1 protein-coding gene is annotated in these 260 nt (G+C 59.6%); it reads left to right on the top strand.

Annotated elements, in window-relative coordinates; translation table 11 throughout:
- On the top strand, nucleotides 1-260 hold a 260-nt coding region (locus ACI43T_RS12130; protein WP_405387378.1), incomplete at both ends, for a VOC family protein.

The raw sequence follows: 260 nt of genomic DNA, 5'->3' as shown, positions 1-260 counted from the left end.
CTGCAGCACATCTCGTTTGCGACGACGCCCGAGCGCTTCACGGAAATGCAGGCGCGCCTCAAACGCAACGGCATCGAGATCGTGTTCGGCCCGCAGGTGGTACTGCCGCCTAACATCCAATCGGTCTACTTCTACGACCCTAACGGAATTCGCTTGGAGATCAGCGCCGACATGAGCGGCGCGGACGATAATCTCGACGTGGTGCGTTCGGTGCTGATGGACAAAGCCACGATGCGCGCCGAACTCGCAAAGATCAGCGA

It is taken from the genome of Neisseria oralis, assembly GCF_045062685.1.
Lineage (GTDB): Bacteria > Pseudomonadota > Gammaproteobacteria > Burkholderiales > Neisseriaceae > Neisseria > Neisseria oralis.
The sequence above is the reverse complement of the archived record's forward strand: the minus strand, read 5'-3'. Positions and strand labels throughout refer to the sequence as shown.